We start from the raw sequence: 26,748 nt of genomic DNA on the forward strand, positions 1-26,748 counted from the left end.
TAGGTAAAGTATCAGGTTTTAAATGCCGGTACTTGAAAGAAGCCCCAACTTTTTATTTCAAGCCTATGTTACCATATGTTAAAAAGATACTCACCTTAATAATTCTTCTATCGCCCGGTTGTGTTTATGGGCTGCCCACTCAAATTAAACATGTTATTTTAATTGGTGTTGATGGATTTGGAGCGTACTGTTTTCCTACTGCCAATATGCCTAATATAAAAAAAATGATGGCGCAAGGAAGTTATACCCTTCATGCTCGTTGTGTATTGCCATCATCGAGCGCGGTAAATTGGGCTTCTATGACGATGGGCTCCACTCCCGAACTGCACGGTTATACTGAACGTCGAAGCAAAGCGCCTGAATTGCCTCCCAAGGCCATTGATTCATTTAACAGATTTCCCTCTATTTTTTCGATTTTACGTGAACAGCGGCCCGATGCGGAAATCGGTGCATTTTATACTTGGGGCGGAATTTATCATTTGATTCCTGTACAAGCTTTAAGTCATAATGAACATTCTGATAGTGATATTAATACCATAAACGAAGCAATTAACTATCTGAAAGAAAAAAAACCTGATTTACTTTTCATCCAGTTAGATGAAGTGGATCAAGTAGGGCATAGGAATGGCCATAATACGCCAAAATATTATAAACAGGTTACTAAAACCGATGAAAATTTAGGTAAACTATGGGATGCGGTTAATGAAACAGGAATGGGTGAAAATACCATCATTATACTCACTGCTGATCATGGAGGATTGGGCCATGGGCATGGTGGGGTAACAATGCAAGAAATGGAAATTCCATGGGTGATTTTAGGCCCGAACGTGAAAAAAAATCATGAAATTACGGAGAGTATCATGACCTATGATACAGCGGCCACAATAGCATACATTTTGCATCTAAATATTCCACAGGTATGGGTTGGACGGCCGGTTAAAAGTGTTATGGATATGGAAGATAAAAAACATGAAAAGCAATTATCTAACTAATATTTGGCGTTTATTAAAACAAACAGGAATTGAATTTATAGATGATAAGGTGATGAAACTTAGTGCTTCATTAGCGTATTATACCATATTTTCACTGCCCCCTATGCTGGTTATAATTATTTCTCTGTGTGATATTTTTTATGGGAAAGCCGCTCTAGAAGGTTCTATATATCATCAAATTCGGGAGTTTGTTGGTGATAAAGCTGCCTTAACAATTCAAGATATCATTCGCAACGTTTCCCTTTCTCACAGTAGTTCTAAGGCAACCATTGTTGGAGTAATTACATTATTCATAGGGGCAACAGGAGCTTTTGGAGAGATACAGGATTCTATTAATCAAATTTGGGGACTAAAAGCAAAGTCCAATAAAGGCAAACGAGGTTGGCTGAAGGTTCTTATTAATAGAGCAGTTTCCTTTTCAATGGTAATTAGTTTAGGTTTTATTCTTCTGGTATCCCTTTTACTCAATGGTTTTATTGACGCTTTTTTGACTCGCCTTAACAGCTATTTCCCTTACATGGAAATTTACATAGTTTATATGGTTAACCTAGCTTTAACCTTTTCCATCACCTCCGTTTTGTTTGCTATCATTTTTAAAGTTCTTCCAGACGCTCGAATTAAATGGAAAGATGTAATAGTTGGAGCAATAGTTACGGCGGTGTTGTTTATGGCAGGGAAGTTTGCTATTAGTTATTACATTAGTTCAAGTGCAATATCAACGGCTTATGGGGCGGCAGGATCGGCTATTGTTATTTTGCTATGGGTTTATTATTCATCGGTAATTCTCTACTTGGGGGCCGAGTTTACGCAGGTATATGCACAAATATTTGGCTCCGATTTGGAACCAAATGAGTATGCTGTTTGGATAGTTCATCGTGATGTTGAAACACCTCACAAAAAATTTGCCGAGTAATTATCTCAGCTGCCTCAAATACTGCTGAATAGTGTTTTCTAAGCCGAGGTATAATGCATCACAAACAAGAGCATGGCCAATTGAAACTTCTGCTAGTTCGGGCATGCTGTCTTTCAAATATTTCAAATTGTCCAAGTCAAGATCATGGCCGGCATTAACTCCCAGACCTAATGAATGAGCTAGTTTTGCAGCTTCTAAATAAGGTTGAATGGCTTCTTCTCGTTTTTTGTGATAACCTGATGCATATGCTTCGGTATATAATTCAATGCGATCGGTGCCAATTGCTGCCGCGCCTTCAATCATTGCCAGGTCAGGGTCTACGAAAATTGAGCTTCGAATCCCTGCTTTTCTCAATTCGGCAATTATGTTTTGCAGAAACTCTTTGTTTTTGATTGTATCCCAGCCGGCGTTTGAAGTAATAGCCTGAGGAGCATCAGGAACCAATGTGCATTGGGCAGGTTTTATCTTCAATACCATTTCCATAAAACGATAATCCGGTCGGCCTTCAATGTTAAATTCTGTAGTTAAGATTGGTTTTAAATCAAGCGTATCTTGGTAACGGATATGCCGCTCATCCGGACGAGGATGGACGGTAATTCCCTGAGCTCCGAAACGCTCACAATCCAAGGCTACTTTCAAAATATCAGGATTATTGCCTCCTCGGGCATTACGTATGGTGGCGAACTTGTTTATGTTGACACTAAGTTTTACAGACATATTATTCGTTTAAGAAGTTTTCAATTGCATTAATCAGGCGTTCTTGTGCCTGTTTCTTTATAAATTTTATAGGAGCTGCGGCTCTTTCAGCACAATCCGTTAGCTCACATCGTTCACAGGTAATATTCACCAAGCGCGATATGATTTTTTCGTCATTTAAAAACTGCACCTTTTGCGCCAACACCGGATTGATCAATAAACCGATTGTAAGACTATTGCTCTTTTCTTTATTCGGATGCTCCGGCCGCGCAATACTGATTACCAAATATTCATTGCTGGAATTCACATAAGAAGAGCGCTGAATTCCGATCTTCATTTCATTTGAACCTTTAGTCATCTTGTTTTCCAATAATGAAATGGAAATCCATCTACGGCAATAATGTTCATTTAGAAAACTAGCATGAGGATTGTGTAATCCGGCAAGATGAAGCTCTTTCGCCAATACCGTTTCTCCCGACTGAATATCGTGGTCAAATTTAAGGAAGAAAAGCTGATGCAACCCAAAAAATTTAGGAAGAATGCTCGTTAATCGGTACATAAATACCTCAGAAGTCGCAGGGTAAGAATTGATAATGGTAGCCAATTTTTCACTGTCCCAGGTAGTTGAGCTGAATACTTGTTGCATATCTTCTACCAGCTGATCACAAGAAATAAGTAAAGCTCCGGCAAAATACGACGCCTTAAAATTATTCAATACCGCTTCAAATGATTCGGATTTCGCCCAAGCGGAAGTGTTGGGCCTGTCATGTAGTTCTTGAAATTGAAAGCCTATTTCTTTTGCCAGTATAAATGCTTTCTGATTTGTACTTAACAGTCCGTTTATGAGTAATTGTTGCTTTTTGGAATGGTATAAAGAACGGAGTTGTGCTAAGCCTGTTTGTTTTTGCAGTTGATAAGAAACTGTTATGCCGAATTTTTCTTTAAGAATAAGTTCAAGTTTGGGCGTTAAGTTTACATCATTTTGTTCTAACGAATATAGCTCAGCAAGTTGCTGTGCTGATGCTTCTATTTCTCCAAAATAATTTTCATGCATCTCTTGAAATGACCGAAGGGCATCAAAATAAAATTGATCCACACTTATATCATGACTTCGTGCAATCTCAATTAATGTGTTTATAAAAGCTCCAAATCGGGCTGGGGCAGTAGTAAAGGCATCAATTAATGTGGAATTGTCTAATCCGAAATGCTCGAGAGGCAATTCTTTCATGAATTCTGAACTTAAGAGCCGTGCAACCGTTAGCTGTTTTTTATCCATCTCGAGCGATACAAGCTGATCATAACTCACATCCAGAGCATCGGCAATCAACGCAATTTTACTTGGTTTCGGATGTTTTTTACTTTTCTCGATTTCATTGAGATAAGAAACAGAAACTCCTGTTTTTAAAGCCAGTTCGGTTAAGGAGATTCCTTTTTCTGACCTTAGGGTTCTGATTTTCAGTCCAAGAATAAGGCGGATAGTGTCTTCGTTAAGTATCAAATTTTCTGTGATTGACTTTTAAATCAAATTAACTCAATATTTTTTATTCAAACAAATTTCACTAAAAGCGTAAAAATAAAATTAGCGAATTTTCGCTTTTAAAATATTTTTGCTATATTAGTTTAACAATCAATAACATAAGATGCTATGGAAAACACAATCTCTCAGCCGTTGGTAGCTATTCGGAACGGGTACGACGGCCAACACAGTCAATTGCTCACTCCTGCTGCCATTGAATTCATGGTGGCATTACATCGTAATTTCGAAGAAACACGTCGTGATCTGCTTTGTAACCGGATGGAGCGTCAACGTGATATTAATAACGGACAAATGCCTGATTTTTTACCTGAAACAGAATGGATACGTTCTGCTGACTGGAAGGTGGCGTCAACCCCTGCTGATCTGCAAAATCGCAAAGTGGAAATTACCGGTCCTGTTGATCGCAAAATGATCATCAATGGATTGAATTCAGGAGCTAACGTGTACATGGCCGATTTTGAAGATGCCACTTCTCCAACTTGGGAAAATGTGATCGAGGGGCAACAAAACTTGTATCATGCTATCCGTCGCAAAATAGATTTTGAAACCCCGGAAGGTAAAAGTTATAAACTGAATGATAAAACTGCAGTTTTAATGGTTCGTCCACGTGGCTGGCATTTGGATGAAAATCACTTTCAGGTAGATGGCCGGTCAATTTCGGCCTCTTTATTTGATTTTGGTTTATACTTCTTCCACAATGCACATGAGTTAATCCGTCGTGGAACTGCACCCTATTTTTACTTGCCGAAATTGGAAAGTCATTTGGAAGCAAGATTATGGAATCAGGTGTTTGAGTTCGCTCAAGAAAAACTCGGCATTCCTCACGGAATGGTAAAGTGTACCGTGCTTATTGAAACTATTTTAGCCGCATTTGAAATGGATGAAATTTTGTTTGAATTACGTGATCATATTACCGGTTTAAATGCCGGTCGTTGGGATTATATATTCAGCATTATTAAAAAATTTCGTTTAAACTCCCGTTTTATTCTTCCTGATCGAAGCCAGGTAACCATGCGCGTTCCTTTTATGCACGCTTATACACAATTATTGGTACAAACCTGCCATAAGCGTGGTGCGCATGCAATGGGAGGAATGGCGGCTTTTATTCCAAGTCGCAAAGATGAAGATGTGAATTTGATGACCTTTGAAAAGGTGAAAGAGGATAAGGATTTTGAAGTTGCTAATGGCTTTGATGGAACATGGGTGGCTCACCCTGATTTAATTGCAGTCGCCCGAGCTTCATTTGATAAGGCATTGGGAGATAAACCACATCAGAAATATAACCTGCTTGAAGATATTGATATAAAGGCATGTGATCTGCTAAATATTCCTTCTGCGCAAAATCACATTACCGAGCAAGGTATCCGCTTGAATATTAATGTAGGCATACGATACATTGCTTCATGGCTCAATGGAGTAGGAGCTGCTGCAATTAATAATTTGATGGAAGATGCCGCTACTGCTGAAATTTCACGTGCACAAGTTTGGCAGTGGATTCGTCATGGAAGTATTATGGCAAACTGGAAACTTATCGACCGCGCTTATGTAAGCACCATTATTGAAGAAGAAAAAGAAAAACTGCGTGCTGAAGTTGGGGAAGAGGGATTTCATAAAGAAAAATTTCTTTTGGCTTCCTGCTTATTTTCTGAACTGATTTTTGCTAAACAGTTTCCAGAATTTTTGACCCTGTTGGCCTACCCTTACATTCAATACAATGACTGATTATTAAGATTTTCACACTGATCGAGTGGAATGTTACAGCTAAAAACGCTTCAACTCCGCTCAGCGTGACATTTGTATGTTTCAAAACGTATTACTTACTACTTAGAACTTGAAAATATGTCACTTGAACAGAAAGCTGAGTTATTGGCCACCGAGTGGGCTACTCATTCCCGTTGGAAAGACGTTTCTCGTACTTATAAACCTGAGCAGGTACTTCGATTGACCGGGTCAGTCAGAATTGAACATACATTAGCTCGTTTAGGAGCAAATCGTTTGTGGGATTTACTCCAAGCTGAAGATTATGTTGCAGCACTCGGTGCTCTTACGGGAAACCAGGCGGTGCAGCAAGTGCAAGCCGGTTTAAAAGCCATTTATTTAAGCGGTTGGCAGGTTGCTGCCGATGCTAATATTGCTGGAGAAATGTATCCGGATCAAAGTTTATACCCTGCGAATAGTGTTCCGTTGGTGGTGAAACGGATTAACAATGCATTAATGCGTGCCGATCAGATTCAAACCTTAGAAGGCAAAGGTGATGTGCATTGGTTTGCGCCAATAGTTGCCGATGCGGAAGCTGGTTTTGGAGGTAATTTAAATGCTTTTGAGCTGATGAAAGCCATGATCGAGGCCGGAGCAGCCGGGGTTCATTTTGAAGATCAGCTTGCTTCTGCCAAGAAATGCGGACATATGGGTGGTAAAGTATTGGTCCCAACGGGAGAGTTTATCGCCAAGTTAAACGCAGCTCGCTTAGCATCGGATGTAATGGGAGTTTCAACACTCATTATTGCCCGTACTGATGCTGATGCCGCAACCTTAATAACCAGCGATTGTGATGAACGTGATCAATCATTTATAACTTCTGCAGAGCGTACCAGTGAAGGATTTTATCATGTTAAGGCGGGGTTGGAGCAAGCAATTAATCGCGGTTTGAGTTATGCTCCTTATGCCGATTTAGTTTGGTGTGAAACATCAAAACCTGATTTGGGGCAAGCTCGTGAATTTGCTCAAGCCATTCATACTCAGTTTCCTGATCAAATGTTGGCTTATAACTGCTCGCCTTCGTTCAATTGGAAGAAGAATTTGGATGAACACACCATGCTTCATTTCCGCGAAGAATTGGCAGCGATGGGTTATAACTTCCAATTCATTACCCTGGCCGGTTTCCATGTCTTAAATACGGCCATGTTTGAACTGGCGATGACTTACGGCGAATTGGGGATGCTAGGATTTTCCCGCTTACAAGAACGCGAGTTTGTATTGCAGCAAGAACATGGTTTCCGTGCGATAAAACATCAAGCGTTTGTAGGGACCGGTTATTTTGATGAAGTGCAAAATATCATTATGGAAGGTATGGCCTCTACTACAGCTCTAAAAGGTTCAACCGAAGAAGAACAGTTTCGCTAGAGGGTGAAGATTAGAATTATTCAATGATAGAATTATAGAATGAGTGCAGGAATAGTGTAAGTTTGATTGAATGAGGGATGATTTTTATTCTCGCCTTCTCTCAACTCAATCATTCTCTAATTCAGTCATTTTTTTTAGGAATGGGAGCAGTTTTAGGAGTGGCGTCTTTAACTCCACGTAAGTGAATGATCAATCCGTTCAAGAAGTTGCGTAAAATCTGATCGCCCATTGGTTTAAAATTAGGATGATCGTCTGCACGGAAAAAAGCAGAAAGTTCAGTGGTGGTAATTCGAAAATCCACTAAACCTAATATCTTGACGATATCATCGTCGCGTAGCTTTAAGGCTACTCTTAATTTCTTTATAACGTCGTTGTTGCTCATGTTTTAAGATTGAAGAATCAGGAAAAAAGACTTCTGCAAAAGTACGGAATTGAGATAAGGTTTTAGGTGAAAGGATTAAGGTTTTCATTGCCTGGGTTATATTTCATAAAAAATCCCCGAATCATGAATGATCGGGGATTTTTTATCTGAGAATGATTCTATAAATCAATCATTCGTTTAATAATTAGTAGCGATAAGCTTCAGGTTTAAACGGACCTTGAACGTCAACGCCGATATAATCAGCTTGTTCTTTAGTCAGCTCATCTAATTCAACACCAATTTTAGCAAGGTGTAAGCGAGCAACTTTTTCATCCAGGTGCTTAGGTAAGGTGTAAACTTCGTTTTTGTAAGCAGCTCTGTTGGTCCATAACTCTAATTGCGCCAAGGTTTGGTTCGTGAACGAGTTCGACATTACAAACGATGGGTGACCAGTAGCACAGCCTAAGTTTACCAAGCGACCTTCCGCCAAAATGATTATATCTTTACCGTCGAGGGTGTATTTGTCAACCTGCGGTTTGATTTCAATTTTAGATGCACCGTGGTTTTCGTTTAACCAAGCCATGTCAATTTCATTGTCGAAGTGGCCAATGTTACAAACAATAGCTTTATCTTTCATTGAGCGGAAATGTTCGCCGGTTACAATGTTGTAATTACCAGTTGCAGTAACAATGATATCAGCTTCTTTAACCGCATCTTTCATTTTCTTCACCTCGAAACCTTCCATTGCGGCTTGAAGTGCACAGATAGGGTCGATTTCGGTAACGATTACACGAACACCTGCATTGCGCAATGAATCAGCAGAACCTTTACCAACATCACCGTAACCTGCAACAACAGCCACTTTACCAGCCATCATAACATCAGTAGCACGACGAATAGCATCAACTAATGATTCACGGCAACCGTATTTATTATCGAATTTCGATTTAGTAACCGAGTCGTTTACGTTGATTGCAGGTAAATACAAGGTGCCGTTTTTCATACGCTCGTATAAGCGATGAACACCAGTAGTGGTTTCTTCTGAAAGACCGCGGATGCCATCAATTAACTGAGGGTATTTATCAAAAACCATATTGGTTAAATCTCCACCATCATCAAGGATCATATTCAATGGTTTACGCTCTTCTCCAAAGAATAAGGTTTGCTCAATACACCAGTCAAATTCTTCAGCATTCATGCCTTTCCACGCATAAACAGAGATACCTGCTGCCGCGATAGCTGCTGCTGCATGATCTTGTGTAGAGAAAATATTGCATGACGACCAGGTAACCTCAGCGCCTAATTCAATTAATGTTTCGATCAGAACCGCTGTTTGGATAGTCATGTGCAAGCAACCTGCAATGCGAGCACCTTTTAAAGGTTTTGATGCACCGAACTCTTTGCGAAGTGACATTAAACCAGGCATTTCTGCTTCAGCAAGTTCAATTTCTTTACGACCCCATTCTGCAAGTGAAATGTCTTTCACTTTATATTTTACATACGTTTCTACCATGATATTTTGTATTCTTTTTTTAAGAGAACGCAAAGGTAAGGCATAAGTTTGTGAATCGCAATGAATATGCTGTTATGGTATTGTAAATTAAGCAGTTAATTAGTTTGTTTATTTGTTGGCTGACAACCTGAGATTAATCAATCAAAAACAAATGAACCAATGAGCAATGGACAATCAGGATTTGACAAAACAAATTCAGGTAATTGAAGGTTAAACAATTACTTTTGTAGAAATAAAATACTATTAAGCGTATGTACCCAGAATACATGGTAGCGCCTATGCGCGAAGATTTAACGACTGCTGGTTTTGAGCAGTTAATGACTGCTGAACAAGTTGAAAATGCAATGACAGGAGCAGGAACCGTATTGGTTATGGTGAATTCAGTTTGCGGTTGTGCGGCTGCAAATGCACGTCCTGCAGCTAAAATTGCAGCCAAAAATGCTAAACGTCCTGATAAATTGGTAACCGTTTTTGCAGGTATGGAAAAAGAGGCTGTTGATAAAGCTCGTGGTTATATGTTGCCTTATCCTCCTTCTTCGCCTTCAATTGCTTTGTTTAAAGATGGCAAATTGGTTCATATGATTGAGCGTCATCATATCGAAGGCCGCCCGGCTCAAATGATTGCAGAAAATCTGATCGGCGCATTTGAACAATATTGCTAAAATTTAGTTAATGGTTAACAGTTGTCAGTTATTGGTATTTTGATAACTTGATTATACAAAAAAGCTCAGTATAGTTGCTGAGCTTTTTTTGTCTTTAGTCTATGTTTTTAATCCTTACTTGCTTGCAACAAGGCTGATTTTCAATGTAAAATCGTTAGCAATTGCTTTGTCGCCTACATTGAAGAAGCTAGCCGATCCGTAACGGATATCAAAAGCAGTACGGTCAATTGTTAGGTTAGCAGTAGCAACAAGATTATTGCCTGCTTTTTTAACAGTTGCAGGGAACGTTTGCGGTTTGGTTATCCCTTTGATGGTAAGATTACCAGAAATTTCGTAGCTATCAGCACCAGTACTTTTTACTTCAGTGATGTCAAATTTTGCCGTAGGGAATTTCTCTGTACTGAAGAAGTCATCGTTTTTTAAGTGGCCGATTAATTTGCCGTTGTAGTTTGCGTCAGTAATATCTGAGCAAGAAATGGAGTTCATGTCAATCGTGAATGTACCACCTTTGATTGTTTTGCCATCATAAGTTAAGCTACCGGTTGCTAGTTTAATAGCCCCACTGTGTTCGCCGGTTACTTTTTTAGCGTTCCATTCAACGGTGCTTTTAGTCGCATCTACTTTAAACGTTTCAGCTTTTTTACCTGGTGTTGTAAATGACATTAACGCAGTTGCTGCAACCATTGTTAATGCTGTGAAAAATTTATTCATACTTATTTTTTATTGCATATTGTTTACGGCTGCAAATATATGTTTAAACATCTAGTTTTGCAAGCGCAAATATGGTATTAAATAAAACAGCCGAAATAACTCCTATTTCGGCTGTTTATTAATTGATTATATCCGATGTTCGATTTGACTTAAGAATGTCACACTGAGCGGAGTCGAATCAGTATTTTAATAAGGCACAACGCGTTTAATAATGTTAAAATGTTTTATTTTCTGGCAACTAATTGGGTGATTTCAAGTTCGAAATCATCGCTTATTGCTTTATCTGCAATGTTAGGGAAGAAAGTAGCCGAGTTATACTTTATACCAAATTGTGTACGTTCAATTTTAAATTTAGGAGAAACCACAGCCAGTGCGTTTCCATTATCGGTTACAGAAACAAATACAGGAAAACTGACAGGTTTGGTAATGCCTTTAATAGTGAGGTCGCCGGTTACAACAAAATGACTTTTATCGATTTTTTTGGTCTTAGTTATTATAAACGTAGCAGTCGGAAATTTCTCCACGCCAAAAAAATTATCTGATTTAAGATCTTTGATTAACTTTTCTTTGTAGTTAGGGTCTTTAATATCTGATACGGCGATTGATTTCATATCGAACTCAAAAGTGCCTCCTGCTAATTTATCGCCTTTCATTGTAATGTAACCCTCTGAAAGTTGAATAGTGCCTGAATGCCCGCCGCCGACCTTTTTAGCAAACCAAACTATATTAGATTCAGATGGAACTACTTTATACGTTTCTTCACCTTTAAGTACAGGTTTTATAAAGCCAAGATTGATGTAAGCAAATGCAATTATGAACGAGAATATTAATTTTTTCATGATTTAAAATTGTTGTGTTGATGTGTTAATATTTGAAATGTGAATATGGGGTTGGTTTATCTTTGTAACAGAAATTCTCTTCTCAATTTATTGAACCAAAATTTCTTGCTGTGATCGAAACTTTTTTCGCCCATTAATTCAAAATGAGTTTTAAACTCATCAAAAAGTTCGGGCTGAACTTTTTTTAAGGCTTGGAGATTTATTTTCTTCTTGGCGAAAAACTCTTCAAAGGTCATGTTGAAATGATTTGATTGACAAAGAAAGCAAAAAAAGCGAATGATAAGAATTCAGAAATGAACATGAGATCGAAAAGAGGTTTTGATGGCCTTTAAATACGAAAAAAGGTTGCTTGCATAATACAAACAACCTTGATTCAACGTATTAACCTAATTATTACTTGCTTAGTTCAGTCGGAGTTTTAAGATTTAAGATCATGTCCTCAGTCATTTTTTTCATATTGAAGTCATGTTTCCATCCCCAATCCTGTCTGGCGCGGCTGTCGTCAATGCTTTTTGGCCATGAATCAGCAATGGCTTGGCGAGGATCGTTATCTTTATAAGAGATGGTAAAGTCAGGTATATATTTTTTAATCTCAGTTGTTAACTCCGTTGGAGTGAAACTTACGGCTGAAACATTGTAACTCGAGCGTATTTTAACTTTTTCGGCTTCAGCATCCATCAAACCAATAGTAGCCTTGATTGCGTCATTCATGTACATCATCGGCAACTCGGTGTTTGCTGAGAGGAATGATTCATAAGATCCATTTTTTAAGGCTTCGTGGAAAATATGAACAGCATAATCGGTTGTTCCACCACCCGGTTGTGATTTCCAACTAATAAGGCCCGGATAGCGTAAGCTCCGCACATCCAAACCATGTTTCAAGAAATAATACTCACACCAACGCTCCCCGGCTAATTTACTTATGCCATAAACCGTGTTCGGGTCCATGGCGCAATATTGTGGAGTTTGTTCTTTGGGTGAATTAGGCCCAAAAACGGCGATGGAACTTGGCCAGTATATTTTTGAGATTTTTTGTTCAACTGCGAAATCAAGCACATTGATTAAGCCATTCATGTTGAGATCCCAGGCAAGTTTTGGGTTTTGTTCACCAGTTGCTGAAAGTAATGCGGCTAGTAAATAAATTTGAGTTGGCTTGTACTTATTAATTACTCCTGCCAGATTCTCTTTATTGAGTACATTGACAAATTCAAATGGGCCTGCGTTTTTTGTTTCGTAATCGGGCTCTCTGATATCGCTGGCAATCACGTTGCTGCCTCCATAAACAGATCGTAAATCGGCTACCAGTTCGGTTCCAATTTGGCCATTTGACCCGATAACAATAATTGTTTCCTTTTTCATTAAATTGGATTGGGGTGCTGCAAAGTTATGATATCATTAGTTAGATATGAAGGAGATGTTAATGATTTTGCATGAGGCTATTATGTCAAAATAAACTTTTGATAAATAAATATTTCTTATTCTTTTATATGGCAATATTGAGCTGAGTTAATAGGTGTAAATTCAATTGGTTCATATTTCTTAATTTAATTTACCGGCAACGAGACATACTTTTCGGAATTTTGAAACATTTCCATCGGTTTTGAAAACTTCTATGTTGATCATATGAGGTCCGATTGTAATGGGCTGCTGTTTATCATTTAATCCATCCCAAATGATACTGCCTTCAGTACCTAGCAACTCGTTATTGGAGAGCTTTCGAACCAACCGACCTTTCGCGTCATAAATGGTAATGTTTGCCATGGTGCCAGGTTTATCAAAATGGTAATTCAGCGTTATGAAATCGTCAATTCCGTCGTTGTCAGGCGATATAATTGATTGAGCAAGCGTAATTTCTTGTGAAGTTTCATCAATGTCATTCATTGATTGGGAGTTTTTATAGCCTGGTGTTGCATATCCAACCGCAGAAGAGGCTGAATGGAAATTGCCATTGTCATTCGCCGGTCGATTAAAACTTACACGTTCCAGGGAAACGCCTTCAGGATTGTGAATCAGCGCAAAATGCATTTTTTCATTATAATCAAATCGATCAATGATTTGTCCTTGGCTTTTTAAAAATACAACTCCTTTGTCGTCATTATATGTAGGCATTGAAGCTGGTTTTATAATAGGGTCAGGATTTTTTGGTTGATACTCCGTTTTAATATTCTCGGGATCAAGAGTAATTGCCAAGTATTCTCCGGGTTTAAAAAGTATACTGCTGGAACAAATTGGTTTGCTGTACAAAGAATCTTTAGAATTTATTGAGCCTAATTCAAGTTGAGCCAAGTCAAAAGTTTTGAATGAGTTATTATAGATTTCTACAAAGTCGGCTCCATTTGGCCTGGGATTAAATAAAATCTCGTTAATCAAGATCTCATTCGGTTGTATGGAGTAAGGAATAAAAAAGGATAATTTTTGGAATGGGATTGTTTGATTCTTGCAAGCTGCTATAGTATTGATGCTTAACTCATAATTTTTACCGGCTTCAAATGGCTTAGCAAAAGTTAACACCACTTCGTCGAAAAGCGAGGTTGTGGGTATAAGTGTAATTGGACGAACGAGTTCAGTAAGTTGATAATTCTGTGAATTAACCAGTGAACTACTATCGGTGGGAAGGCTAAAATGTAGATTTATGCTCACATTGTCAATCCGGGTAAATTTATCTATTCGGAATTGAATGGTATCAAGAGATTGACTGGCTGAATTTATTTTTCCCGGCGTTCCTCCGCTGATGTCATTACTTGCGATCCAGTTTCGAGCTCCGGTGCAGGGACTTTTTGAATCGATCAGTTCTAGAGTATAGCCGCCCGCTTTTTTATTCACATCTCGATACCAGCTGTCGGTATAATTTACCCGATCTATGATTGTTCCATCTTTTCTTTTCAAGGTAAGCAAATCTCCGGCGTTATTCAATGAGGGCCATGGACTTAATCCAATTGTTTTTCCGAAGCGTTTAAATTCAGCAGTGTCGGCTCTAGCACAAAGAATGACGTATTCTTTCGGACGAATACTGTCGGCAGGAAAATTAGCAATGCTACTTGCATCGGAAAGTTGCCAGCCGTCAAAAAATAATAAAGAATCACTAGTGTTGTACAGTTCAATAAATTCAGTTGTTGGAAGGTCGATTTGAGGTGAAGGATCCGGAAATAGTTCATTAAACACAACATCTCCAAATTTAGCCTGATAGATGGGTTTGGGAGGAGGAATGTTTTTTAACATCGATATTTGAAGGTCATCAAAATAGAATTTATCACTTCTAGTAGCTGTATATGTTAAATTTATTCCAAAATAAGTACTACTCGTGAATGTTTGATCGATTACAGAGCCTTCAGTTTTGAAACCGGTGCCGTCAAGTTGATCAGTTTCCAACGTCCATTTTCCGGTATTGTCGCAACTTATACGAATGTTTGCTTTCAGTTCAGATGCCAGCGCCCGCAATTTTGGCGGGCCATCTATAATTTTGGTAATGGAACTTCCATTTTGTCGATACAAATCGTATGAATCTGAGGCGCCATTTTCACCGATCTGAATAAAATAACCATTTAATGGTGCTTTCAAATCAACCTTGTTGGAGACCAGATAAATACGCATTTGATTGCTCGTGGATGGATCAAAGTCCATTTGAACATAAAATTGCCACATCGTGTTGAGACAAAAGGTGTTTCCGGTTGCAAGGGAAACAGTTTGGGTTGAGGTTGCTGTTTTGCTTTGCAATTGCAAGGCTGTATTCACTTTAAAAAAAGCCGTATCGCCTTCCCATTTTGGTGATGAATTGAAATTTCCATCACTAAAATTGTCAACAATCTGCGCATTAGCTGTTAAAAAATGAAAAAATAGCAACAAAATCGGTAGAATATTTTTCATATTTGCTATTATTGCAGAATAATACTAATAGTTTTTTAAAATTAAAAATTTTATCCAATGAGAGTCGCAGTAGTTGGTGCTACCGGTTTGGTGGGTACCAAAATGTTACAGGTTCTGGCGGAAAGAAACTTTCCGGTTACAGAATTGATCCCAGTTGCTTCAGAAAAGAGTGTAGGTAAAGAAATTGAGTATAAGGGAAAGAAGTATAAGGTGGTTTCAATGAATACTGCTATTGCGATGAAGCCTGAAATTGCATTGTTTTCGGCCGGCGGAAGTACTTCAACCGAACAAGCTCCTCGTTTTGCCGCTGTAGGTACGACAGTTATTGATAACTCATCTGCCTGGAGGATGGATCCTACTAAAAAATTAGTGGTTCCGGAGGTGAATGCAAATGTATTGACCAAAGAGGATAAAATTATTGCCAACCCTAACTGTTCAACTATTCAAATGGTTGTGGCGTTAAAGCCTCTGCACGATAAATATAAAATCAAGCGTGTAGTGGTTTCCACATATCAGTCGGTTACCGGAACAGGTGTTAAAGCTGTTGAGCAATTAATGAATGAGCGTAAAGGAATTGATGGTCCTAAAGCATACGCTTATGAAATTGATTTGAACGTAATTCCTCATATTGATGTGTTTTCTGATGGTGGTTATACCAAAGAAGAAATCAAAATGATTAAGGAAACTTGCAAAATCATGGGCGATGACAGCATTAAGGTAACGGCAACGACAGTTCGTATACCGGTAATGGGTGGTCATTCAGAAAGTGTGAATATCGAGTTTGAAAATGAGTTTGATTTAGATGAAGTTAAAAACTTACTTGCGTCAGCTCCAGGTTTGATTTTAGTTGATGATGTTCAGAATTTGAAATATCCAATGCCGAAGGATGCACATGAAAAGGATGAGGTATTTGTAGGTCGTTTACGTCGTGACGATACTCAAGCTAAAACGCTTAACATGTGGATTGTGGCAGATAACTTACGTAAAGGCGCTGCTACGAATGCAGTTCAAATTGCGGAATACTTAATCGAAAATAGTCTGGTTTAATTTACTGGTCGTACAAGATAGAAGCGTCGCCTGTCGGTTTTTCCGCCAGGCGATTTTTTTGATTTAACAATTTTGGAGTTAGGTTCGATTAGGCTTTATAATAGTTTTTAACCCAAGCTACAAGTTGATTATCAGTCATACTGTCAGCCGTTTCAATAGGATGAATTTTGGTAGGATTATTTTTAGAGTTAAACGCATAATCGCCTTGCATGTATTTATCTAATTCTTTTTTCATTAAAGAAGGTCCAAAAATAACAAGTTCATCCACGCCTTTAACTTCGTTCACTATATCATTAAAATACTCATGCGATTGCTCTTTAATTCTCGCTTCCTTTTTGCTTTCCTGATCAAAGAATCGTCCAAATTCATTGTTTTCGCCCGGAATCCTTATTCTGCCTTCAATGGAAGAGTTAACCGTTTTTACGCCTTGCCCATTTTCATTCAACGAAATAATAACAGCTCTAGCTGAATCAATCCAAATTCCAACTTGATTTTTCATGTTATAGAGTTTTTAATGACAAACAACAAATTTGAAACTAGGTGTATATGAGCGCGTTATAAATTTATTAAAATATTTTCATTTTCATACGATGAAAGTTGGTCACTTAAGCATTCTTCCACCATGTTTAATCTATTATAAAGGCCAGAGACAGAAAGTTGTAGCGTTAACTAAATAATCAACTCAGCTTTCTGTACTTAGTGCCAATATAATCCACAAAATCAGGTTCTAATCCTTGCTGACGTATCAGTGTTTGGATTTGAGCCCTGTGATGAATAGAGTGATAATTAAGTTGCAATGCAATGTCTTTAGCGGTTGCCGCCCATTTGTCTCCATCAAATCCAATAAAGGTGAGTTCTTCAACTAGTTCTTCTTCTGTTTTACTTTCAAGATAATCCAGCCAGATTTGTAAACTGCTGCTCCATTCTTTTTCAAGATCGTTTAAATCATAAACCGGATCCCACCAACTCATTGTTGGGGCTTCAGGATTATTCAAGATTCGCTGCATCCATTTATTTTGAGAGTTGATAAGATGACTGAAAAATTTAATGCTAGCTGTTTTATCAGGCAATTCTTTTATCTTCTTCAATACCATATTGTTTGCATGATCATTGAAGCGGAAGGTGTCAATTAAATAGTTTTTCATTTCCATAAAATGGCAAGTTGCTATGTTTCTGTTGGATGTTCTGGCGTGTCTAAAATTAATTGCAAGAAAACAAGATCCAGCCATTTGCCAAACTTATAACCCACCTGTTTAAAACGCCCTACTTCTGAAAATCCAAAATTTTGGTGAAGTTTAATGCTGGCAATATTTGAGGCGTCGATTCCGGCAACTATTGTATGTAATTGTTTATGTCGAGCCTCAGCAATCAAAGGCGGAATAAGCAATTTTCCAATGCCTTGTCCGCGATGTTCAGGACTAATGTAAACGGAGCTTTCGATGGAGTATTTATAGGCAGCCCAGGCCCTGAATGGTCCGTAAGTGCTAAATCCGATTACTTCATGAGTGCATTCTGCCACAAACACAGGTAATCTGTCAATCATTTTTTGTTCAAACCATTCTTTACGCATGGCCAATGTATGGGGTGTGTAATTATAAACAGCAGTAGTATTTATAATGGCATCATTGTAAATGGCTAGTATTTCAGGAAGGTCGTTTTCTGTTGCGGGCCTGATTAGGATATCAGAATTGATCATTTTTAATTCTTATTGTTGGTTTTATTTAGCAGATGAATGTTTTACACTATCAATTACGTCGAGCAGGCCATCCGTTAATGTATCTTCCGATAATTCCCAAAACATAATGCCATTCAAGTGTTTATTGATAACATATTGAGTTTTGAGCTTTATAGAGCGCTTGTCATCATAGGTGACAAAAAGCTTTTGTTCAGCATTGTACAGATAAGGAGCTTTGGCTATATCATCCCAGTAATGGTTGAAACCATTTTTCTCTGAAAGTAATGCGTCATAATTCTTGAAGTTTATGCTGTTTTTGAACCTGCCGGGTTGGTAAAGTCCGTTATTGGTGTCTGGAACATTTTCCCAAATTCTTGAATAGAAGGCGGCTCCAATAGCAAGCTTATTGGCGGGTATTCCTAGTTTTAGCAGATATTGAACGGCATTGTCGACTGATTCATTTTGTTGTGGAGTGGAATATAAGCCAGTATGATGACCGGTAATAGTTGAGTATCCATTTACAAAATCATAAGTCATTATATTAACCCGATCAACCTGTTTCATTACTTGCTTCCAATCAACCGCTTCCCTCAGGTATTTATCAAAACCTCCTGCAGCAAAACTGATTTCCTTTTTCTTTCCTAAGGTTTTACGAAGCTTGGTTACGAGTTCGGTAAAGTTGGCTTTGTCTTCAGGTTTATAAGCATGCCCCGGGAATCCTTCAATGGTAGGGTACTCCCAGTCTAAGTCAATGCCGTCTGTATGAAAATATTCGCTGAGTTCTTTAACTGATTCAGCAAATTCAGCACGGCCTTCTTTAGTTGAAAAAACATCAGAACAGGTTTCACAACCTCCCCATCCTCCTAATGAAAGCAATATTTTTAAATGAGGGTTGCGGCCTTTTAAGGCTACCAACTGTTCAATTGTAGTACTGTCTTTGGCATTTTTAACAGATAGTTTATTACCCTTTAGGTGACAAAAGCTGAAAATAATATGTGTAAGCTTTTCGGCCGGTAAGCTATCGGCTTTGGTGGAGTTGCCAGCACAATAGGCAATGACCGCAATGTCTTTTTTTGATTGAGCATTGGTATTTAACGCAGTTATTGATACTAGCAGCGTAATTAATAGCAGCTTCGTTAATGCTGTATATCTGATTTTCATTCTTTTATTACTGGGTTTGATGTTAACTAAAAGTATCATTTTTTAGACAGTTTTTATGGTTTTTGTAAGAGCCAGCACCAAGCCGGGCCGTCATCAGTGTCATTAATAGTGCCTTTAAATGTAAATCCACATTTTTTAAGAACTTTAGATGAAGGGCTTTCTAGATGCAAGGTATGAGCCTTTATGCTTTGAGCATTGTTAGTAAAAGCAATTTCAATCAATGCCTGGACTGCTTGTGTTACAAATCCTTTATTCCGATACAATGGATTGATTTCATAACCAATTTCTACCTGATTATCATTGTCGGGCTTACCTTTAAAACCGCCGGTACCAATTAATGTGCGTTCATTTCTAAGGATAATAAAATAACTTCCCCAAATTCTTTCATCGCCCAATGATTTAAACGTTTGGTATAAAAAATGAACGGCTTCTTTCGCTTCTGCAAATGTTGTCCAGTTGTTTGGCGTTTCAACTTTTAAAAGTTCCCCAAGCCTTATGTTATCGTTGCTGAAAATAGCTTCAAAATGAGGCTCTGAAAAAGGAACGATATCAAGGTGCGGGGTTTCAGTCATGAGGCTTAATAAGATTGGATGTTAAATTTAAGTTTAATTCTATTGATTTTCAGTAATTTATGTTTTGAGAAGGGGTGTTTTGAATGTTAAAATGCCTGTGCTTATTAGTTAGGCCGTAACCCCAAATGCAACCCTTAATTCCCAAATTGTGATTGCAACGTTTATACTATCTTTGCGAGCTAGAAAAAAATCCTGTATGCGATCATTCCTTTTGCTTTTTGTAATCGTTTGTTGTGCAGCCAATGCTTTGGCGCAAGTGCCAAAGGCTCCACCACGTTCTATTAAGGATTTAAATCCTGATACGGTTCTTAATTTCAAAATGGATTCAGATGTTGTTGTTTTAGGTAAAGCCGGCCTGAGTGAACAAGATTTTATTGATGAGATTTTGAATGATTCTGTTTTCTATCAAGGTTTTAAAAATATAAAGCATTATAGCTTTACTGCTGAAAATGATGTAATCACCTATGATAAAAAGTGGAAGCGTGAGGCTCATATCTACAAAAAACTTTATCATGACAATAGTGGGCCCTCTTATCGCCGCAAAGTAATTGACGAACTCGATAGCGGAAATGTATTTAAAAGGAATGGTAAGTATCAGTTGTACACGGTGCAAATGTTCAGTTATATTTTCGAGAACATGAGCAGCTCGGAGTTTACCAATGAAGATCCGGCAAAAGGTCAAAAAGATGAAGAAGGCTATAAAGAAAAATTGAAAACACTCATTTTTAGCCCTGGTAAACCTATTTCAGGAGTTCCTTTTATAAGTCATAAAACGGCCATTTTTGAACCGGAAATGCGTAAATATTATGATTATCATTTTTTCAGTGGGACCTATATGGGCGATATTCCTGTTTACCGTTTTAAATGTACAGCCAAACCAGAATACATAAATTCTGATAAGGTGATGATTAAGGAATTAACCACCATTTTCGATAAGCGAAATTTTCAAATTTTAGGTCGTTATATTGATATGAAGTACGACAACTTTGCCTTTAGCTTTGATGTACGTATGAATATCGAAATGAATTATTTTGACTATGGCCTTTTGCCGGTACGCATAACTTATAAAGGCAATTGGGATATTCCTTTCAAAAAGGCCGAATTCGCATCCTTTGTTATTAATCATTTGGGATATAAAAAGTAATGCTTAAGAAATAAGACCATTGTTTTTTCGTCTCATTATTGATATTACCTTTGCAGCACTAAAAATTTAAGCTTGATTACCAAAGAAACCATAGACCGTATCATGGATGCCGCCGACATTGTTGAGGTGATTGGCGAGTTTGTGAATTTGAAGAAGCGTGGTGCAAACTACGTTGGCCTGAGTCCATTTGCGAACGAAAAAAGTCCTTCGTTTACGGTTTCTCCTGTCAAGCAAATTTTTAAAGATTTTAGTACAGGAAAAGGAGGAAGTGTCGTCACTTTCTTAATGGAGCTCGAGAAATATTCCTATCCGGAGGCTCTGAAGTTTCTGGCTGCAAAATACAGCATTGAAGTAGAAGAAAGTGGTCCCAGAGAACAGGATGGCCTAAAAGATGACCGGGAGAGCTTATTTATTGTAAATGAATTCGCTCGCAATTATTTTGCAGCTACTCTTTTTGAACAACAAGAAGGCATTAATGTTGGTCAGAGCTATTTCAAAGAACGTGGTTTTCGTGAAGAAACCATGCAGAAGTTTCAATTAGGCTACTGTTTGGATCAATGGGATGCGTTTACAAAAGCGGCATTGCAGGCGGGTTATCAAATGGAGTATTTGGAACAGAGCGGTCTGACAATAAAAAAAGAAGAAGGAAAAGCATTTGACCGCTATAAAGGTCGGGTGATATTTCCCATTCATAACCTTACCGGGCGTGTAATTGGCTTTGGCGGGCGTGTGCTTAAAACAGATGTTAAAGCCGCTAAATATGTGAACTCTCCTGAATCGCTTATTTATCACAAAAGTGAAACGCTCTACGGTATTTACTTCGCCAAAAGTAAGATTCGTGATGAAGACAATTGCTTTTTGGCCGAAGGTTATACCGACGTAATATCTTTGCATCAGTCGGGTATTGAAAACGTAGTAGCATCGTCTGGAACCTCATTAACCACTGAGCAAATTCGGTTGATTAGCCGCTTTACGAAGAATATTACGGTGTTGTATGATGGTGATGCAGCGGGGATTAAAGCTTCTCTTCGCGGAATTGATATGATTTTAGAAGAAGGGCTCAATGTTAAAATTGTGCTTTTTCCGGATGGGAACGACCCTGACTCATACGTTCGCTCAGTTGGAGGGACCGCTTTTAAGGAATATGTTCAGCAAAACCAAAAGGATTTTATTCTCTTCAAAACCTCTATTCTACTTCAGGATGCACAAAATGATCCTTTAAAACGTGCTGAAGTAATCCGTGATATTGTGGCCAGCATTGCGAAAATTCCGGACAGTATTAAGGCTTCGGTCTTTATTTCTGAAACGAGTCGCTTGCTGCAAATGGATGAGCGCGTACTGAATGCCGAACTGAATAAGATTAAGCGTAAATCGCTTAAATCAAAAGACGGCAAGGATGAATATGTTCCTGAATTAAAAGAGGAAACTGATTATGAACATATTCAAGAAAGCAAGTCGCCGGAGAACGAGGAGACTCAAGAACTGGAAATTATTCGCTTAATGATTCATTATGGAAATGAATTATGGGAAGAAGAAGTTACAGTAAATCAATTTCTGGTCCATGTACTTCAAGAACAGGATGAAATCAAGTTTGACAATGATTTGTATAATGCTGTTTTCGAAGAGATTAAGTTTAAGCTAAAAGAAGGCGAACCGTTGACTGATCGTTTCTTTATCAATCACCCGAATGAAAAAATTAGTCAGCTTACGGCTACCTTATTTTCAAGTAAGCATAGCTTAAGTGAGAACTGGGTTAAGATGCATGAAATCGATGTGCCTGAAGAAAAGGACTTGTTGAATAATGCCGTATTAAGTGCTGTTTATCACATTAAAATGCGAAAAGTAATGCGCTTGATCAGAGAGAATCAGGAAAAACTTCGCACAGCCACTACCGATGATGAAATTATCGAAATTCAAACAATGCACATTCAACTTAATCAAGTAAAACAATTGATTTCTGCTGAATTGGGTGCTGTGATCTTAAAGTAATTATACCTCCTTTACATGTTGTTGTTTTATTGCTGCGTTACTTCTTAGTAATCAGTTTATTATTTAAAAAAAATCGCAAAGATTCTTAAATTACTATAGTGGATTTTTCGCATCATCTTTCTCAATAAAAACTTTATGGCAGCAAGCATAGCTTGTGGGCCTTAATGTGTTTAGAGCTACTTTACGTGATATCGTAGAGGTGGGAGGGGAAGCGGAAAAAATGAAGTCCGTAGGTTTTCGAAGTAACCTCTATTGACAATGAATTTAAGCAAAATGGCCTTGTGATTCCTTTTCCTCAGCACGATCTTCACATCGGTAAAGGTTAAATAGTATAGAAGAACCTGCCAGTCTGAACGGGTTAGGGGAAGAATATAAATTATTGATGGTCAAAATGTCAACCCGAAAAAAATATTCAATTGAAAGGCAATGCTAAGTTTTTAAAAAAAATCTTCATTAGCCAAAGCTTTCTTTTTCAACCTGCAACCTGATGCCGAATCGTAAATTTCCTGAAAATCATCGTTCTTGAATTCGTTTAAAACACTAACTTTACCCCGTCATACTGTGTCATATTGTCTAGATAGACTTGATTGGCTCAAAACTTGACAAACATTTGAAGTAAATTTAGAAACAGAATGCTAAACTTTTTAACCAAATTATTCGGCAGTAAGTCGGAGAGAGATATCAAAGCTATTTTACCAGTAGTTGAGCAGATAAAATCAGAATATTCAAAACTCCAGTCAATCAGCAACGATGAACTCCGAGGAAAAACGGTTGATTTCAAAAAAAGGATTCAGCGTTTTCTGGAACAAATTGATGTGAATATCAATGAGCTTCAACAACAAGCAGATGCAATTGTTGATATACACGATAAAGTAGCGCTTTACGATTCAATTGATAAATTGAAAAAAGAGCGTGATGTACAATTGGAAGTTGTACTTAAAGAAATTCTCCCTGAAGCTTTCGCGGTAGTAAAAGAAACGGCTCGTCGTTTTTCTGAGAATGCTGAATTAGTGGTTACCGCCACTCAAGCCGATCGCGAACTTGCAGCCTTTAAAGGCAATGTAATTATCGAGGGAGATAAGGCAATCCATAAAAATACCTGGTTGGCAGCCGGCAACGAAATGACCTGGAACATGGTGCATTACGATGTACAGCTGATTGGTGGTATGGTATTGCATGATGGTAAAATCTCTGAAATGGGTACTGGTGAGGGTAAAACCTTGGTAGCTACTCTTCCTGCATATTTAAATGCATTGTCGGGTTGTGGTGTACACATCGTAACCGTGAATGATTACCTGGCACGTCGTGACAGTGAGTGGATGGGGCCTCTGTATGAATTCCACGGATTAACAGTTGATTGTATTGATAAGCATCAACCTAACTCTGACGAACGTCGTAAAGCATACTTAGCCGATATTACTTTCGGTACCAATAACGAATTTGGTTTTGATTACCTACGTGACAACATGGCACGTAGTACAGAAGAACTGGTACAGCGTAAATTGCATTTTGCAATGGTCGATGAGGTTGACTCGGTATTGATCGATGATGCGCGTACTCCTCTTATCATTTCCGGCCCGATTCCTCGTGGTGATGAGCATGAATTCCATGAGCTAAAGCCAAGAATCGAACGTTTGGTAAATGCACAGAAAAACTATTTAAATGGAACTCTTGCTGAAGCTAAAAAGCTATTGGCCGCTAATAATACGGATGAAGGCGGATTAGCATTGTTGCGCGCTTACAGAGGTTTACCTAAAAATAAAGCCCTCATTAAGTTCCTCAGTGAGCAAGGAATGCGTCAGGCTCTCCAAAAAACGGAGAACTTCTACATGCAAGACCAAAGCAAGGAAATGCACAAGGTTGATGCTGAACTGTTTTTTGTAATCGATGAGAAAAATAATTCAATTGAGCTTACTGAAAAAGGTATTGAACTAATCACCGCCACAGGTGAGGATACTAGTTTCTTCATTCTTCCGGATGTAGGTCTGGAAATCGCTGAAATTGAAAAGTCAAATCGTTCGGATGATGAAAAGGTAGAATTGAAAGATGCATTGATGCGTGATTATTCAATCAAATCAGAGCGTATTCACTCCATTAATCAACTTTTAAAAGCGTATACTTTATTCGAGAAAGATGTAGAATACATCGTTGATGAAGGCAAGATCAAAATCGTAGATGAGCAAACAGGCCGTATTATGGAAGGCCGTCGTTATTCTGACGGTTTACACCAGGCAATTGAAGCGAAGGAAAATGTGAAAGTAGAAGATGCTACTCAAACATTTGCAACCATTACGCTCCAAAATTACTTCCGTATGTATCACAAATTATGTGGTATGACGGGTACGGCAACAACGGAAGCGGGTGAGTTTTGGCAAATCTATAAGTTGGATGTTGTTGAAATTCCTACAAACCGCCCAATTGCACGTAAAGATCAAGAAGACCTTGTTTATAAAACTCAACGTGAGAAATATAATGCTGCTGTAGAGGAGATTATTAAACTTACTCAAGCCGGTCGTCCGGTGTTGGTGGGTACTACTTCAGTAGAAATTTCGGAATTGTTGAGTCGTATGCTGAAACTGAGAGGGATTAAACATAACGTACTGAATGCTAAATTGCACCAACGTGAGGCTGAAATTGTGGCTGAAGCTGGTCAGGCAGGAACAGTAACCATTGCAACCAACATGGCAGGCCGTGGTACCGACATTAAGTTAGGGCCAGGTGTTAAAGAAGCAGGAGGTTTGGCCATCATTGGTACCGAGCGTCATGAGTCGCGCCGCGTCGATCGTCAGTTACGTGGCCGTTCAGGTCGTCAGGGCGATCCGGGTTCATCGCAATTCTTTGTTTCATTACAAGATGATTTAATGCGTTTGTTCGGTTCAGAGCGTATCGCATCTTTAATGGATCGTATGGGAATTGAAGAAGGTGAAGTGATTCAGCATTCTATGATTACCAAATCGATTGAGCGTGCACAACGTAAAGTAGAAGAAAATAACTTCGGAACTCGTAAACGTTTGCTTGAGTATGATGATGTAATGAATTCACAGCGTTCAGTGATTTACTCACGTCGTCACAATGCTTTATTCGGCGAACGTTTGGACGTTGATATCGATAACATGGTATTTGATACCTGTTCTGAATTAGTTCATCAGTATCGTGATGAGCGTAATTTTGAAGGATTTAAATTAGAAATTCTCCGTTTGTTTGCTTACCATACCGACATGGATCCTAAGGATTTCCTGGATATGGCCAGCCAAACAGTAATTGATACGATATATGAAGATGTCACTACATTCTACTCTCGTAAATCCGATCACATTGCAGCTACCGCATTCCCTGTTATTAAGGATGTGTATGAAACAAGAGGAGACGTAATTGAAAACATTGTGGTTCCGTTTACCGATGGTGTTCGAGGTGTTCAAATTCCTGTAAACCTTAAGAAGGCATACGAAACTCAAGGCAAGGAAGTTATAAAAAGTTTTGAACGTGCTGTGATGTTGTTTACCATTGATGATGCATGGCGTGAGCACTTACGTGAGATGGATGAGTTGAAGCAATCGGTTCAAAATGCCGTTTACGAGCAAAAAGATCCATTGTTGATCTACAAATTTGAATCGTTTGAATTGTTCAAACAACGCTTATCAAGTATCAACAGAGATGTAATCGATTTCTTGTATAAAGGAGGCATTCCTTCACAAGAACCTGAAGAGGTTCGTGAAGCCCGTCCGGAGCCTCGTCAGCCAATGAATCAGTTGCGAACCAGTCATCCGGAATTTGAACCCAATGGATCAGGTTTGCCGCCTGAACTGGTAGCTGATGCTCAGCGTATGCAGCCGGTTCGTGTGGAACAAAAAATTGGAAGAAATGACCCTTGCCCTTGTGGTAGCGGTAAAAAGTATAAAAATTGTCATGGAACGGGGCTTGCATAAGCACCCGTTTTATTTCATTATAA

The 26,748-nt window shown here is 38.5% G+C and carries 22 protein-coding genes; 9 read left to right on the plus strand and 13 right to left on the minus strand.

Features of this window, described 5'->3' with window-relative positions; translation table 11 throughout:
* The first annotated feature begins 65 nt into the window (after window positions 1–65).
* Both FN756_RS07870 and FN756_RS07875 read left to right on the plus strand, forming a co-directional pair.
* Window positions 66–992 carry an alkaline phosphatase gene (locus FN756_RS07870; protein WP_142603052.1) on the plus strand — a complete coding sequence of 309 codons (927 nt, stop codon included), beginning with the start codon at window positions 66–68 and terminating at the stop codon, window positions 990–992.
* Complete coding sequence (locus FN756_RS07875; protein WP_142603054.1) at window positions 970–1,905, plus strand: YihY/virulence factor BrkB family protein; 936 nt, start codon at window positions 970–972, stop codon at window positions 1,903–1,905. The genes FN756_RS07870 and FN756_RS07875 overlap by 23 nt, the downstream gene beginning before the upstream one ends.
* Here FN756_RS07875 and FN756_RS07880 read toward each other — a convergent pair whose 3' ends face one another.
* Together FN756_RS07880 and FN756_RS07885 are read right to left on the minus strand one after the other, a co-directional pair.
* Entirely contained in the window at window positions 1,906–2,622 is a 717-nt protein-coding gene (locus FN756_RS07880; RefSeq protein WP_142603056.1) for a pyridoxine 5'-phosphate synthase, read from the minus strand.
* 1 nt (window position 2,623) lies between these two features.
* On the minus strand, window positions 2,624–4,099 hold the full coding sequence (locus FN756_RS07885; RefSeq protein ID WP_142603058.1) for a helix-turn-helix domain-containing protein: 1,476 nt from the start codon (window positions 4,097–4,099) through the stop codon (window positions 2,624–2,626).
* Window positions 4,100–4,246: 147 nt separating this feature from the next.
* On the opposite strand from FN756_RS07885, the gene aceB reads away from it, so the two are divergent.
* Both aceB and aceA read left to right on the plus strand, forming a co-directional pair.
* On the plus strand, window positions 4,247–5,860 hold the full coding sequence (aceB, locus tag FN756_RS07890; protein WP_142603060.1) for a malate synthase A: 1,614 nt from the start codon (window positions 4,247–4,249) through the stop codon (window positions 5,858–5,860).
* Between the two features lie 117 nt (window positions 5,861–5,977).
* The gene (gene aceA / locus FN756_RS07895) at window positions 5,978–7,261 is read left to right on the plus strand and encodes an isocitrate lyase (RefSeq protein ID WP_142603062.1); all 1,284 of its coding nucleotides are present in this window, start codon (window positions 5,978–5,980) and stop codon (window positions 7,259–7,261) included.
* A 121-nt stretch (window positions 7,262–7,382) separates the two neighbouring features.
* On the opposite strand, the gene FN756_RS07900 is transcribed toward aceA, so the two are convergent.
* Both FN756_RS07900 and ahcY read right to left on the minus strand, forming a co-directional pair.
* The gene (locus tag FN756_RS07900; RefSeq protein ID WP_142603064.1) at window positions 7,383–7,643 is read right to left on the minus strand and encodes a DUF1456 family protein; all 261 of its coding nucleotides are present in this window, start codon (window positions 7,641–7,643) and stop codon (window positions 7,383–7,385) included.
* Window positions 7,644–7,827: 184 nt separating this feature from the next.
* On the minus strand, window positions 7,828–9,135 hold the full coding sequence (gene ahcY, locus FN756_RS07905) for an adenosylhomocysteinase (protein WP_142603066.1): 1,308 nt from the start codon (window positions 9,133–9,135) through the stop codon (window positions 7,828–7,830).
* Window positions 9,136–9,386: 251 nt separating this feature from the next.
* Between ahcY and FN756_RS07910 the strand changes: the two genes are divergently transcribed.
* Window positions 9,387–9,797 carry a BrxA/BrxB family bacilliredoxin gene (locus FN756_RS07910; protein WP_142603068.1) on the plus strand — a complete coding sequence of 137 codons (411 nt, stop codon included), beginning with the start codon at window positions 9,387–9,389 and terminating at the stop codon, window positions 9,795–9,797.
* A 114-nt stretch (window positions 9,798–9,911) separates the two neighbouring features.
* Here the strand turns inward: FN756_RS07910 and FN756_RS07915 are convergent, their stop codons facing one another.
* The 4 genes from FN756_RS07915 to FN756_RS07930 form a co-directional block, all read right to left on the minus strand.
* The gene (locus FN756_RS07915) at window positions 9,912–10,508 is read right to left on the minus strand and encodes a YceI family protein (RefSeq protein WP_142603070.1); all 597 of its coding nucleotides are present in this window, start codon (window positions 10,506–10,508) and stop codon (window positions 9,912–9,914) included.
* A 224-nt stretch (window positions 10,509–10,732) separates the two neighbouring features.
* Entirely contained in the window at window positions 10,733–11,347 is a 615-nt protein-coding gene (locus FN756_RS07920; protein ID WP_142603072.1) for a YceI family protein, read from the minus strand.
* A 393-nt stretch (window positions 11,348–11,740) separates the two neighbouring features.
* Window positions 11,741–12,706 carry an NAD-dependent epimerase/dehydratase family protein gene (locus tag FN756_RS07925; protein ID WP_142603074.1) on the minus strand — a complete coding sequence of 322 codons (966 nt, stop codon included), beginning with the start codon at window positions 12,704–12,706 and terminating at the stop codon, window positions 11,741–11,743.
* A gap of 180 nt (window positions 12,707–12,886) precedes the next feature.
* On the minus strand, window positions 12,887–15,211 hold the full coding sequence (locus FN756_RS07930; protein ID WP_142603076.1) for a lamin tail domain-containing protein: 2,325 nt from the start codon (window positions 15,209–15,211) through the stop codon (window positions 12,887–12,889).
* A 57-nt stretch (window positions 15,212–15,268) separates the two neighbouring features.
* On the opposite strand from FN756_RS07930, the gene FN756_RS07935 reads away from it, so the two are divergent.
* Complete coding sequence (locus tag FN756_RS07935) at window positions 15,269–16,258, plus strand: aspartate-semialdehyde dehydrogenase (protein ID WP_142603077.1); 990 nt, start codon at window positions 15,269–15,271, stop codon at window positions 16,256–16,258.
* 88 nt (window positions 16,259–16,346) lie between these two features.
* Here the strand turns inward: FN756_RS07935 and FN756_RS07940 are convergent, their stop codons facing one another.
* The 5 genes from FN756_RS07940 to FN756_RS07960 form a co-directional block, all read right to left on the minus strand.
* On the minus strand, window positions 16,347–16,757 hold the full coding sequence (locus tag FN756_RS07940; protein ID WP_142603079.1) for a hypothetical protein: 411 nt from the start codon (window positions 16,755–16,757) through the stop codon (window positions 16,347–16,349).
* A 178-nt stretch (window positions 16,758–16,935) separates the two neighbouring features.
* On the minus strand, window positions 16,936–17,403 hold the full coding sequence (locus tag FN756_RS07945) for a DinB family protein (protein WP_185955225.1): 468 nt from the start codon (window positions 17,401–17,403) through the stop codon (window positions 16,936–16,938).
* Between the two features lie 20 nt (window positions 17,404–17,423).
* Window positions 17,424–17,954, minus strand: a complete 531-nt coding sequence (locus tag FN756_RS07950) for a GNAT family N-acetyltransferase (protein WP_142603083.1) — start codon at window positions 17,952–17,954, stop codon at window positions 17,424–17,426.
* A 21-nt stretch (window positions 17,955–17,975) separates the two neighbouring features.
* Window positions 17,976–19,094, minus strand: a complete 1,119-nt coding sequence (locus FN756_RS07955) for a glycoside hydrolase family 18 protein (protein WP_142603085.1) — start codon at window positions 19,092–19,094, stop codon at window positions 17,976–17,978.
* Window positions 19,095–19,147: 53 nt separating this feature from the next.
* Window positions 19,148–19,666: a GNAT family N-acetyltransferase gene (locus FN756_RS07960; protein WP_142603087.1), complete on the minus strand. Its 519-nt coding sequence runs from the start codon at window positions 19,664–19,666 to the stop codon at window positions 19,148–19,150.
* Between the two features lie 196 nt (window positions 19,667–19,862).
* Here FN756_RS07960 and FN756_RS07965 point away from each other — a divergent pair, with 196 nt between their 5' ends.
* The 3 genes from FN756_RS07965 (at window position 19,863) to secA (ending at window position 26,725) form a co-directional block, all read left to right on the plus strand.
* A complete protein-coding gene (locus FN756_RS07965) occupies window positions 19,863–20,810 on the plus strand; it encodes a hypothetical protein (protein WP_142603089.1) in 948 nt (315 codons plus the stop codon).
* 72 nt (window positions 20,811–20,882) lie between these two features.
* Window positions 20,883–22,799, plus strand: coding sequence for a DNA primase (gene dnaG / locus FN756_RS07970; protein ID WP_142603091.1), 1,917 nt, complete (start codon window positions 20,883–20,885; stop codon window positions 22,797–22,799).
* Between the two features lie 632 nt (window positions 22,800–23,431).
* A complete protein-coding gene (secA, locus tag FN756_RS07975) occupies window positions 23,432–26,725 on the plus strand; it encodes a preprotein translocase subunit SecA (protein WP_142603093.1) in 3,294 nt (1,097 codons plus the stop codon).
* The last annotated feature ends 23 nt before the right edge of the window (window positions 26,726–26,748 follow it).

The sequence above is a fragment of the Solitalea koreensis genome (genome assembly GCF_900182575.1).
Classification (GTDB): Bacteria; Bacteroidota; Bacteroidia; order Sphingobacteriales; family Sphingobacteriaceae; genus Solitalea; species Solitalea koreensis.

Coding starts and splice junctions, on each gene's coding strand:
- FN756_RS07900 (WP_142603064.1), bottom strand. CDS start 7,643: ATGAGCAACAACGACGTTATAAAGAAATTAAGAGTAGCCTTAAAGCTA.
- FN756_RS07870 (WP_142603052.1), top strand. CDS start 66: ATGTTACCATATGTTAAAAAGATACTCACCTTAATAATTCTTCTATCG.
- FN756_RS07950 (WP_142603083.1), bottom strand. CDS start 17,954: ATGATCAATTCTGATATCCTAATCAGGCCCGCAACAGAAAACGACCTT.
- secA (WP_142603093.1), top strand. CDS start 23,432: ATGCTAAACTTTTTAACCAAATTATTCGGCAGTAAGTCGGAGAGAGAT.
- FN756_RS07925 (WP_142603074.1), bottom strand. CDS start 12,706: ATGAAAAAGGAAACAATTATTGTTATCGGGTCAAATGGCCAAATTGGA.
- ahcY (WP_142603066.1), bottom strand. CDS start 9,135: ATGGTAGAAACGTATGTAAAATATAAAGTGAAAGACATTTCACTTGCA.
- FN756_RS07935 (WP_142603077.1), top strand. CDS start 15,269: ATGAGAGTCGCAGTAGTTGGTGCTACCGGTTTGGTGGGTACCAAAATG.
- FN756_RS07940 (WP_142603079.1), bottom strand. CDS start 16,757: ATGAAAAATCAAGTTGGAATTTGGATTGATTCAGCTAGAGCTGTTATT.
- aceA (WP_142603062.1), top strand. CDS start 5,978: ATGTCACTTGAACAGAAAGCTGAGTTATTGGCCACCGAGTGGGCTACT.
- FN756_RS07910 (WP_142603068.1), top strand. CDS start 9,387: ATGTACCCAGAATACATGGTAGCGCCTATGCGCGAAGATTTAACGACT.
- FN756_RS07960 (WP_142603087.1), bottom strand. CDS start 19,666: ATGACTGAAACCCCGCACCTTGATATCGTTCCTTTTTCAGAGCCTCAT.
- FN756_RS07880 (WP_142603056.1), bottom strand. CDS start 2,622: ATGTCTGTAAAACTTAGTGTCAACATAAACAAGTTCGCCACCATACGT.
- FN756_RS07915 (WP_142603070.1), bottom strand. CDS start 10,508: ATGAATAAATTTTTCACAGCATTAACAATGGTTGCAGCAACTGCGTTA.
- FN756_RS07955 (WP_142603085.1), bottom strand. CDS start 19,094: ATGAAAATCAGATATACAGCATTAACGAAGCTGCTATTAATTACGCTG.
- FN756_RS07875 (WP_142603054.1), top strand. CDS start 970: ATGAAAAGCAATTATCTAACTAATATTTGGCGTTTATTAAAACAAACA.
- FN756_RS07920 (WP_142603072.1), bottom strand. CDS start 11,347: ATGAAAAAATTAATATTCTCGTTCATAATTGCATTTGCTTACATCAAT.
- FN756_RS07965 (WP_142603089.1), top strand. CDS start 19,863: ATGCGATCATTCCTTTTGCTTTTTGTAATCGTTTGTTGTGCAGCCAAT.
- aceB (WP_142603060.1), top strand. CDS start 4,247: ATGGAAAACACAATCTCTCAGCCGTTGGTAGCTATTCGGAACGGGTAC.
- FN756_RS07945 (WP_185955225.1), bottom strand. CDS start 17,403: ATGAAAAACTATTTAATTGACACCTTCCGCTTCAATGATCATGCAAAC.
- FN756_RS07930 (WP_142603076.1), bottom strand. CDS start 15,211: ATGAAAAATATTCTACCGATTTTGTTGCTATTTTTTCATTTTTTAACA.